Genomic DNA, 11,584 nt, shown 5'->3' on the forward strand with positions numbered 1-11,584 from the left:
CAGTGTTAAAACTATTGCATAACCCTGACAAAGTTTGAGCTGCCTATTTGAACAGTAAAGGATGACTGGTCTACTCCGGTTTGTGATATTTCCTTATAGTGCCCATCGCCGATTTGTAACAATGTTAGTGTGTTACCTAAACCACTCTGAGCAATTACGGCTTCATTGGTTGTGCCAAATTGTGCTGTTGTCGCATCAAGGAGAGCGCCGTCCTGCTGGAGAGTGACTGAATTGCTAGAGCCGAACTGGGTAACTGTCAGATTTACATCAGCCCCCACCTGATCTGTAGCTGTTGAGTTTTGGTCTCCGGCTTGAATAATAATTGCGCTGCTAAGATCGGTATTCTGATCTGCTTCGACACTATTTGCCGAACCCGCCTGGGTTACAATTAAAGTACCATTCTCTGAAATATTCTGGTTGGTTGTGGCTGTATTCAGTGTGCCGACCTGAGCGATAAAAACAGTATTAAAATTGCTGATATCTTGTGTCGCTTCTGCTGAGTTTTCTGCGCCAGCCTGAACTATCAGGGCGTTATCTGCTGCGGCATCTATTTGATTGATTTGAGCATCATTATTTTCTCCAATCTGGCTAATGAAGGTAAAAGAATCGGTGACACTCAGTTGGTCAACCCTGGCCGTATTTTGAAGACCTATTTGCAGTAGGGCTGCGTTGGGGTTACCACTAGCAAGCTGGAGTATATTCCCAGTATTTAAGCTTCCGAATTGCTGTAAAGTACCAGATCCTGAATTTAGGTTTTCCTGGTAGATCTCAGCAGAGTTCTGCATACCTACCTGTGTAGCCAGTGAAAAAATTGCGTCAGCTACCACCTGCTGTGAATTGGCAGTGTTCGATGTGCCAAACTGGTTAACGGCGAGTATGCTGTCGGTAACAGTCCCTTGACCGGCATTAACGCTGTTACTGGCCCCTAGCTGTCGAGAATTTATCTTGCTGCTGGTCGTATTCTCTTGGGCCGTTTCACTTTCATTGGTATCCCCAATTTGGAGTTGAATAATAGTACTAAGGAATGTACCGTCAATTTGTAAGGCGTCTGCACTATTATTGAAACCGATTTGGGTTTGAATAATTGTGCTGTTGTTAACATCTGTTTGAGCATTATTGGCTGTGGCAGTATTGCCAATTCCAATCTGATCCTGGATTACAAAATTATTGTCAGCAACTGCAGTACAGCTAATAGCTAATGCAAGGTGAGTTAGCGCTAAACTTGAGATTTTCATAAATACTCCTTAACTGCAAAATCTCTAATGAAGGCACTTCTGGAAGTTATTTGAAGTAGCTCCTTACATAAAAACATAAGGGCACTTGAAAAGGCTTGGTGTAGCCTTTATCCATTGGGAGGAAACTATTGGATAAAGGTTGCACTATTCCCGTCACCTAGTTGGGTAACACTAATTGTGTCATTAAAGCCGGTTTGAGTAACAGAAAGAAAATTACTGCTGCCATCCTGTGATAGGGTGGCGTTATTTTGCATACCACTCTGGGCTAGCTCAACAGTATTTAAATCGCCTGCCTGTAGGACTGACGCAGTTTCCATATCGCCATCTTGAGTGGAAATAATATCGTTCTCGTCACCATCTTGAATGATATCTAGGGAGCCACTAAAGGCTGTTTGGCTGGCTGAAACCATATTCATATTTCCAATTTGTTCAACAGAGGATGTATCCGATGAACCACTTTGTGTGACAGTAGCATCGTTTTGTGTACCGTCCTGGGAAATAATATTGGAGCTATTGTCAGTCGACGCCTGTAAGGCTGTAGCCATATTGGATGAGCCTGACTGATAAACTTCAATGTTGTCACTGGCTCCTGATTGTGTTGCCAAAGCCATATTATTGTCATCACTTTGGCTAATATAAATGTTACTTTCAAAAGCACTACTTTGTGTGGCAACCGCTGATTGATTATCACCATATTGATAGATGGATAATGTATTGTCTGCCGTATCAAAACTAGTAGCACTGACAAAATTGGAGTCTCCGGACTGTACTACGATAGCACTATCGGAACTTGAGGTGTTTCTGTTAATTGAGGCATTGTTGAAATCACCAACCTGACTTATCAAGTCCGAATTGGTAAAGGAGTTAAGGTGAGATATCCCAGCAGCATTTTGTTGCCCGAATTGAATTGTGGTAGCGCTGTTACCAGAGCTTGCTGTGTTTTGCAATGTAGTTGAAATATTTAAGTCACCGGATTGGGTAATGACTACAACATTGCTGGAACTCGTGTCCTGAGTACTAGTAGCCAGGTTTTGATCGCCATACTGGCTGATTGAAATAGAATCAGAATCTGAGGAGGTTTGTTCAGAGCTGGCAAAGTTAGTGTCACCATTCTGGAGGATTTCACTGTTACCGTTTGAAGCGGTTTCCTGACTGGTTAAAACGATATTGTTATCCCCGACCTGGAGTGCTGATGCCGTAGTGCTGGTTGTGGCATCTTGTGTCGAGGTGACACTATTATTATCCCCCTGCTGTGTTTGATAAATGGCGCCGCTGACATTGCCATTAGTTTGACTGGCATCAGCGTCGTTGTTATCACCAATTTGTGTTTGCACAATAAGGTTATCAAATACGGTCGGATCACTTTGATCTGCTGTCGCGTTATTATCTGTACCCATCTGGTTCTGGATGACAGTATTTTCCGCATAGGAAATCCCACTGATCATAAGGGATAAGGCCGTGGCTATAAGGGAATAGGTCTTCATTGGATAACTCCTTTACCAATTTCGACTTTGGGTGGTAAGCATATACTCTGCCTTTAACATCCATATAAAGGCATAGTACTTTCCGTGTTTCTACGAAAAAATATGTGCGGTCAATAATGATTGGAAATCTTAAGTGGCGGCTAATACATAAAAAATATCACTCTACTACACGATGATATGGTTTAAAGCCATAGGTTGGGTTGTTAGCCATTTGATTTATAGCGTCAGCTCAATCAAAGGCTACTTTAATTTTTGTCGATGAATTGGTATGTGGCTATGAGAATTTAGTTTGGCAAAGTTAGGAATAAAGTCGAGTTTGCGCCCTGATGATCACGTCAGCTCACCGGTCAGCACATCTATCGAGACAACCTTGAAAGGGCTAAATTATTGCTGCTAGTTCGTGCTATTGTCACTACCTATTTGTAGTATGTCGGCACTGCTACTAACCCCAGTTTGGATCATGTGTATAAATTTATTGTTAACAACTGGAGAGAATTTGACAGTATTTTGTCTTCTACTCTGGGTTGGACTGAGCCCATTAAGGTTACCTATTTGGTGAGTGTAGAGATGAGTCTCTTCTCCACTCTGAGTGACGTTTACACTATTAATATATCCCTCCTTGAGTAGTTGCAGTTCGCTACTTGTGCCGCCTAAATTCACTGTTCCAATATTACTACTGCCGAGTTAATTAATAATGACCTCATTATTAGCTGTAGAGAAAAAAATAATATCGATAGTGTGCCTGGCCCCAGCTTGTATAATCTCTACTTTGTCATTATCATTATCACTGTGAGTTAGAAAAACTGGTTGTCCGCACCAACTTACTTGATATAGTCTATTGTAGAGTTTGTCGCGCTAATAAATACATAATTTTGATTGATATCACCGCTTTGGACAGAAATTGTATTATTATTAGAGCCACTGTTTAAATCTATTATTGTTGGTTTGTTATTAAGTTCTATCTGATGAACTTGCATTTCTCCATTGATAATATTATCTTGTGAACTGGTGTCTGAATTTTCTGTCCTTTTTTAATAGACAGAAATAGAAGCATTTTCAGAGTCGGTTTGAACACTTTAGGCGTTATTTTGATGGCCTAACTGGATATAGTTAAGATCGCTGTTCGTAATGGAGTCTTGTAGTGAACTTCCCTGGTTGCTATCGTCAATCTGGTAGTGAATACTAGTAATATCGCTTTGGTCAGTAGTGGCACTGTTAGCGCTACCCTGCTGATACAGTGATGTACTATTTGCTTCAGCCAAAGAATTTGTGGCAACAAATAAAGATAGAGCGACGTAAATACCAGCCTTGGTGTACATGATAACTCCTTTTTATGACCGAACATTAAGTAACAGTTTCCCGGAGTTAGTACTTCTATCATGAATAAATTTTATATAAACAACCTAAGTTTTTCATAATTAAGCTGCATACATTAGCTGGCGAATAAAATCGTACTTTCCAAAGTTGGATCAGAGTATGGTGTTTAGGGTTAAATGCTAGTAATCATCAGAAAATAATTGCGCCAGCTTAATTTTCTGTATTTAATCATTGCTATCGATATAGCTGCACTAGTTTCTTCAAAAGAATGACGTAGTTTTTTATACATTCGGACGTCAATTATTTTGGGCAATTTTTCTTATGGTGGAAGCTATTATTGCATCCAAACTTAGGGGACTCAGTATCTCTGTGCTGAGATGTATTCTTTATTCTGAACTGATAGGAGTTGGATGTGAAAATTAAGCAGTCTGTAGATAAGGTGGCACTATTAGCGATAATGGCTTTATCGGCGTCTTCATATTCATCAATTGCCTTGGCTGAAGTGGCTTGTGGCGATGTGATTACAACTGCAGAAGTGCTCACTGAGGACTTATCTTGTGATCTAACAACCGATGAACCTGATGCACTTACTATTGTCGGCCCAAGTGGCAGCTTAAATATGGGCGACTATTCCCTGACCTGTACTACAGGAGGAGACCTAGGTGGTGCAGGAATTCGAATGGAAGGTAATGGCGCCACCCTCACTGGAGGCGTTATTGATGGCTGTTTTGATGGAATTTTCTTAGAGGGAGAGGGGTATCACAAAGTACTTGGTACCGAAGTTGTTAATAGTGTTAATGATGGGATAGATATAGATAGTATTTACAATACTATAAATGACTGCGTTATTACTGATAGTGGTAGAGTCGGAGTCGATATGGATGATGACTACAATACTTTTTCTGGCTGTACCGTAACAGGTAGTGTTGCCGACGGAATCCAGGTGGATGATAGTTTTTCACGAGTTTTTAACAACACTTCAAGTGGAAATGGAGGGGCTGGTATTCTGATAGAAGGATCGTCAAATAATGTGATATCACAGAACACAACTACCGATAATGGCAACGGTGATAGCCAAGATGGTGGTATAGTTCTTATTTTTACTAATTCCAACTTCAATATTATTTCTGCGAACTCTTCTCTTGGTAATGATCCTTTTGATCTGAGGGATACAGTTGACCCTGATTGCAGTGGTACTAATATTTGGGTAAACAATGAATATCTCACTAAAGATCCAGATTGCCTGGATTGACAATTCTTAATAGACAATTTCTTTTCCATGGGCTGTTAAATTTGGTGGTAACGTTTTGTGAAATTTTATAGATCGATTTACTTAATTTTTTTATAAAACTTATCAATCAGCAATCTATTAGGGGCTCGTATATGAAATATATGAGCTTCCTTTATATAGCATAATATAAATATATTTATATCTATTATAGTGAAATGTGGTAGAGGTTTAATTAAAATAAAAATATCTCTAAGGTGAGTATCTTGTAAAGGGCTCTCAGGCGTGTATTTTTCACTTTAAATGTTATTGTATGAATTAAATAATATTTGCATCTAAATGTTGATATGTTTCCATGTATGAGATTTTGATGTGGAAGATTAGATGAGTATTTTAAAAGTTAGGCATTAATAGGATGTTGAGTTGAACAGCAGGTATGCGGTTAGTAAGCATGATCTAAATGTTAAATATATATTCCTAAGTTCACCACTTAAAATACGATGGATGTCTGATGGCGTATATGTAGCCAGGTATTTGAAATTTTCAAGAGGGGACTTTTTTGGAGAGTACTATGTGAGTGCAGCGATGCTGTAGTGTTTCGGTAATTTGGGGGGCGCAAACAAACCGAAGAGTGTGAGTAAGTGTGGGTGTAATTTTAAATTGCCTCTTTTTGTGGTATTACCACGATATTCAATGTGCTGATGGTTGGTTCTATAAGAAATAGTAGTTTTGGGGATGCACTGAGACGATAGATATGATAACAAAACAGAATAATATATATTCAATAATTGTATCAGTTCAGTGAATCCCCAATTTATGATCACTAAATATTTTTCTATGAAATTAAAGTGAGCTTGAAGCCAGGCATATTATTGCATTATGTTTCCGCTATTGTTGTCTCCAAACTGTGTCACGGTAGTTGAGGCAGATGGGTTCGCCTGCATGGCCTGTAGAAAATTATTATTTCCACTTTGTGAGAGTGTGGCCCAGCTACTCATACCTGTCTGGTTAAGATCGATTTCGTTGAGCGTACCATTTTGGTCTGTATCAGCAGAAATCAAATCACCATCCTGAAAAATAGAGAGGACATTTTGTGTACCTGTTTGCGTACTTAGAAGGCTATTTGATGACCCAGTTTGGCTAGCCAAGGCCATATTTTTCTCGCCATTTTGAGAAAGGGTTAATAGTGCTGAATCACTCATAATTTGGAAAGCAATTGCATCGTTGGCAATGCCTATCTGAGTGACCGCTACGGTACCATTGCTACTAAAGGCGTGCCCTGAGCCCCCGATAACATTTTGATCACCTATTTGAGTGATAGAGCCGATTACATTATTACTTGAACTTATCGATACACCGCCTAAATTATCATTTCCTATTTGCTGGATAAATGTCTGGCTTATCGTGCTATCAATTTGGCTGGAACTTCCTTGGTTTGCATTACCATCCTGATTGGAAAAGGTACTACCGAAACTGCTATTCGAGTTACTGGCTCCACCTAGGTTGTCTACGCCACTCTGAATAACGGTGCTTGTCATAAAGTCAGAGCTGTTAAATTGGGAAATTCCCCCATTATTAAGTGATCCAGTTTGTAAAACTATGGAGGTGGTATTGTCTGTGTTTAGGCTTGCAGATGCGGAACTAAGATTTTCAGATCCATCCTGGCTAATAAATATGGAGTTGTTATTTGAATTATTGAAATGAGAAGCCGAAGATTGATTGTCAGTACCAACCTGAATAATATTTGTGCTGTTTGAGCTGGAGTTAAAATTTACAGTCGAAGTGAAATTGATTTCACCGGTTTGGGATACAAAGTTGGTGTTATTAGAGTCACCAAGCATACTGGATGTAACTTCGTTAGTATTACCCACTTGTAAGGTTGTCAGCGTTGTGCCTGTACTATCTTCCTGGCTCGCGTTGGCTAAGTTTCCATCTCCAATCTGGGTCTGAATAATCACGCCATCACTGCTATTAATGATTTGTTCCGCCTCGGCTGTATTATTATCCCCATTCTGGGTTTGTACAATCAAATTGTTGGTAACGGTGGGATCGCTTTGGTCTCCCATAGCCATATTGTTATTGCCGGTTTGGTTTACAATATATGTATTACTAGCTTGGATTGTAGCGCTGATACTAATTGCTAAAATACATGGGATTGCTGGAATAAGCAAAGGCATTCTCATTGATAAATCCTCGACTTCTTTACTGTAGTCATTTCCCTAAAACAAAAGTTTATATGGGCTTGTTACATATTTAAATTGAGTAGGTATAAGCTTAAATGAATACCATTAATGTCCATTTCTATCTGGAGCTGATAGCGGGTTGTCGCTATAGAGATCAATATTTGCTTGAGGAAACTTCAGAACCACCAAAAGAAACTTTCCGAAACTGACTAATCGGCATTAATACTTAGCTATGCCTGTTATTGATCAAAGCTAAACACGCTTAAGATATCATCAAATATGGACTAAAAATTTTGCGATTAATAAATGCATGCTTACTGTCTAATTGTCCTTTAAACCTCCTGAAGTCTATTAATGTTGGGTAGAGCTATTAAATCTTCTACCCTGCCTATATATGATTACTGCCTTTGGTTTCCCTGAGTAAGTTGAAAGTTTGGTAAAAGTATTGATGAGGCATGAGGATTTTCAATGAGAGATAAGTGTGTAATTGCTAGTGATAAAGTTTACTTCCTGTGAGCTAGAGCAAATGACATTTTTTGCACTAGAATTATTCTCTTCTAGAGTAGGGTAACATTTATCTAGTTGTGAATAATTTCAAGTCTAGATAAAGGTTGCAGTCCTAGCTTAAGAAAGCGTTAGGCTAACCCTATTGCCTTGATTTATCCAGGAAGATTATCCGGGGATAAACTTACACCCTGTTTTTAACGAAAAAAAATGATACCAAATAGAAGCATTTGGTATCATCGACTTCAAACAAAGAAATTCATGCCTTAAGCGGAATAAATGATATAAGTATTTCTCCTAATGTGTATCCTTTATGAGTGGTCATGTATTCCGCTACTTTGTGTACTTTGAGCTAATAGTGGGTGAGTTACTGCATGATATTACCACTATTGTTTTCGCCAAACTGCGTCACAGTGGATGAGGCAGATGGATTTGCCTGCATAGCCTGTAGAAAATTATTGTTACCATTTTGTGTAAGTGTGGCAACACTACTCATGCCGGTCTGATCAAGGTCAATTTCATTAAGTGTGCCACTCTGATTGGTATCGGCAGAAATTGAATCACCATCCTGAATAATAGAAAGTACGTTCTGTATTCCTGTTTGCACGCCAAGAAGGATGTTAGATATCCCTGTTTGCCCCGCCAGGGCCATATTTTGTTCTCCATTTTGAGAAATAGCTAACAATCCCGAGTCGCTCATAATTTGGAAAGCAATTGCATCATTAGCAATACCTATTTGAGTGACCTCTACAGTACCATTACTACTAGAGGAATGGCCTGCGCCACCAACTATATTTTGGTCGCCTATTTGTGTGAAGGAGGCGCTAACATTATCGCTGGAGTTTATCGATATGCTACCTAAATTGTCAGTACCGGTTTGCTGGATAAATGTATGGCTCTGTGTGCTATCAATTTGGCTTGAACTTCCTAAATTTAAACTTCCCACTTGATTAGAAAAGGTACTGCCGAAGCTACTATTTAAATTACTGGCTCCCCCTAGATTATCATCGCCACTTTGAATGACCGTGCTCGTCATAAATTGAGAGCCACTAACTTGCCCAACTCCCCCATTGTTCAGCGATCCATCCTGTAAGATGACAATACTGTTGTTCTCCGCATCGAAACTTGCGCCTGGAGAACTCGTATTTTGAGATCCGCTTTGGTTTACCAATATGGAATTGTTACTTGAATTGAAGGCATGAGCAGTAAAAGTTTCATTGTCTGTTCCTATCTGTATAACATTGGTAATATTAGACATGGAATTAAAATTATTGGTAGAGGTGAAATTCAATTCACCACTTTGAAAAATGAAATTGGTGCTCGCGGTATCATTTTGCATAAAGGAATCAACTTCGTTATTGTTACCTATCTGTATGACTGAGTAGATTGTGTTGGTGCTATTTTCTTGGCTTGCTGTGGCTAAGTTTCCATCTCCAATCTGGGTCTGACTGATCACTGCATTATTGCTATTTATGATTTGTTCTGCCTCAGCTGTATTATTATCACCATTTTGGGTTTGCACAATTAGGTTGTTGGCAACGGTGGGATCACTTTGATCCCCCATGGCAGTGTTATTGTTACCATTTTGATTGACTATGTAGGTGTTGCTCGCTTGTGCTAGCTGTATTAAAGCAAGGGTTGACAGCCCGACAATAGTGGCTTTGATTTTCATTGTTGAATTCCTTTTCAAGTTAGGTTCTGGTTGAGATTTGGTTTAGTTAGTGACTTAGGTTTGAATATCATCGTTGAGGCTGCTTACTTTAATGATTTCAATACGTTTTCATTGGCAATGAAAGTTTGAAGTGCCAGAGTGCAGTCATTACAGTTGAGTCCGGTTACTAACAATTGTAGTGATGTAATTATTTCCCATGTTTAATTGAAGCTCCCCCTATGTGGAATTTCTAATTTGAACGGAAATTAATAAGCCCTATGAAGCTTCCTTCTTTGAGGGCCCATTATAGTATTGTCAATGTCACTGCTATTGAATATGGGAGTAAAGCACTGAAATTCTGGGAAGAAAATATTGAAAATGCAGATATTAATAGTGAAAGGTGTATCCGTATAAATTTTGGATATCTTGATTCTGGGCCGTGACAAGTTTTGCAATCAATATGTATCAAAGAAGAAGGTTGTATTTATCTTCTAGATGTAAAGGCTGTCAAGAAAATTTATAAGTTAGAAGTATGAGTTGTTGTGTTAATGACCTGCTCCTGTTAATGCCCTTGATGAATTACTAGCTTGCAGAAGTTTGGACATTTCGTGAGAGTGGGCTAATCGCTAGATCTGCCCAAAATCTAATTTTACTGCAAAATAGTGCTGCTATTATTGTCACCAGTTTGTGAAACTGTAGCAGTTGATGAAGTGTTCAGTTGCATTGAATCCAGCAAATTACTATTGCCATTCTGGGAGAAAAAAGCGTCGTTATCCTGACCCATTTGTACTGAGTTAATCGTGTTTAACATACCATCTTGATTTATATCTGCTATCAATAAATCGCCGTCCTGATCTAAATCTATTGTATTTTGATTGCCAACTTGCTCTGCATCCACAGTATTGGTTGATCCTGTCTGGAAACTAGAGATAAAGTTTTGGTCTCCAATCTGGTAGAGATTTGCATCACTATCGTTACTAAAAAAATGAAAACCGGTTGCCTCATTGCTAGCGCCAAGCTGAACTAGCATGGCGGAATCATTGACGCTATTAACTTGCACAAAACTTCCAGTGTTTTGATTGCCCATCTGAGTTATATTAATAAATCCATTGGTGGTTGCGTCCTGAATAAGTGCACCAACAATATTATCATTGCCTATTTGATTGCTAATACCCTGGCTAAGTGTGCTATTGGTATGCACCGGGGAGGATAAATTGGCGTTGCCAGACTGAATCATTGTCACGCTACCAGAAGTACTTCCTCCACTAAAGATATTTCCAAGATTATCGTCACCAGTTTGAATGATTGTGCTACTCATAAATTGTGATGAGTCTGTCTGTGAGGCGCCGACTGAATTGAAGTTACCTGTTTGCTGAATAGCTATAGATGTATTTGCTGCACTATTAAAACTGGCTGCGCTGGCCGAATTTTGAATGCCGTTTTGGGTCACTGTAATGCTATTATTTGCTCCTCCTGAATTTTGGACGACCGAGCTGAAATTATCGGTTCCTTGCTGAAATACAATGCTGGTATTAAAGCTTGAAGTGTTATTGATTATGTTAGTGGAATTTAATGTCCCAAACTGTGAGATAATATTGCCATTAAAGGTGTCATTAATTTGGCTTGTGACAACTTCGTTGTTGTCCCCTACCTGCGTGGCGTTAACAGTACCATTGGTACTATTATCTTGAGTGCTGAGTGTATTGTTTAAGTTACCTTGCTGACTATGAATAATGACCCCATTAGCATTGCTGTTGATTTGTTCTGCTTCAGCGGTATTATTGTCTCCAATTTGAGTCTGGGAAATTAAATTGTTGCTGATTGTTGGATCGCTCTGGTCGCCAATGGCGGTATTGCCTGCACCAACCTGATTAACGATATATGTATTGTTGGCATAGGCGCTAATACAAATGCTGAAGAGCGTTGGGATTAATAGTATATTCTTCATGATAATTCCATATTTAGACCGATTTAGGTTGCTA

The 11,584-nt window shown here is 39.1% G+C and carries 7 protein-coding genes; 1 reads left to right on the forward strand and 6 read right to left on the reverse strand.

Features of this window, described 5'->3' with window-relative positions; translation table 11 throughout:
* Positions 1-11 precede the first annotated feature (11 nt).
* The 3 genes from ACYX4J_RS03195 to ACYX4J_RS03205 form a co-directional block, all read right to left on the reverse strand.
* Complete coding sequence (locus ACYX4J_RS03195) at positions 12-1,235, reverse strand: hypothetical protein (RefSeq protein WP_476177891.1); 1,224 nt, start codon at positions 1,233-1,235, stop codon at positions 12-14.
* Positions 1,236-1,360: 125 nt separating this feature from the next.
* On the reverse strand, positions 1,361-2,719 hold the full coding sequence (locus ACYX4J_RS03200; protein ID WP_476177892.1) for a hypothetical protein: 1,359 nt from the start codon (positions 2,717-2,719) through the stop codon (positions 1,361-1,363).
* Positions 2,720-3,795: 1,076 nt separating this feature from the next.
* Positions 3,796-4,038 (reverse strand): hypothetical protein, encoded by a 243-nt coding sequence (locus tag ACYX4J_RS03205; protein WP_445355749.1) that lies wholly within the window; start codon positions 4,036-4,038, stop codon positions 3,796-3,798.
* Between the two features lie 410 nt (positions 4,039-4,448).
* Here ACYX4J_RS03205 and ACYX4J_RS03210 point away from each other — a divergent pair, with 410 nt between their 5' ends.
* Positions 4,449-5,288, forward strand: coding sequence for a right-handed parallel beta-helix repeat-containing protein (locus tag ACYX4J_RS03210; protein ID WP_476177893.1), 840 nt, complete (start codon positions 4,449-4,451; stop codon positions 5,286-5,288).
* An 845-nt stretch (positions 5,289-6,133) separates the two neighbouring features.
* On the opposite strand, the gene ACYX4J_RS03215 is transcribed toward ACYX4J_RS03210, so the two are convergent.
* The 3 genes from ACYX4J_RS03215 to ACYX4J_RS03225 all read right to left on the reverse strand — a co-directional run bounded on the left by ACYX4J_RS03215 (position 6,134) and on the right by ACYX4J_RS03225 (position 11,550).
* The gene (locus tag ACYX4J_RS03215; protein ID WP_476177894.1) at positions 6,134-7,447 is read right to left on the reverse strand and encodes an autotransporter outer membrane beta-barrel domain-containing protein; all 1,314 of its coding nucleotides are present in this window, start codon (positions 7,445-7,447) and stop codon (positions 6,134-6,136) included.
* Positions 7,448-8,318: 871 nt separating this feature from the next.
* Complete coding sequence (locus tag ACYX4J_RS03220; RefSeq protein ID WP_476177895.1) at positions 8,319-9,623, reverse strand: hypothetical protein; 1,305 nt, start codon at positions 9,621-9,623, stop codon at positions 8,319-8,321.
* A gap of 628 nt (positions 9,624-10,251) precedes the next feature.
* Positions 10,252-11,550, reverse strand: coding sequence for a hypothetical protein (locus ACYX4J_RS03225; RefSeq protein ID WP_476177896.1), 1,299 nt, complete (start codon positions 11,548-11,550; stop codon positions 10,252-10,254).
* Positions 11,551-11,584 lie beyond the last annotated feature (34 nt).

It is taken from the genome of Microbulbifer sp. ABM4_008, from assembly GCF_056311705.1.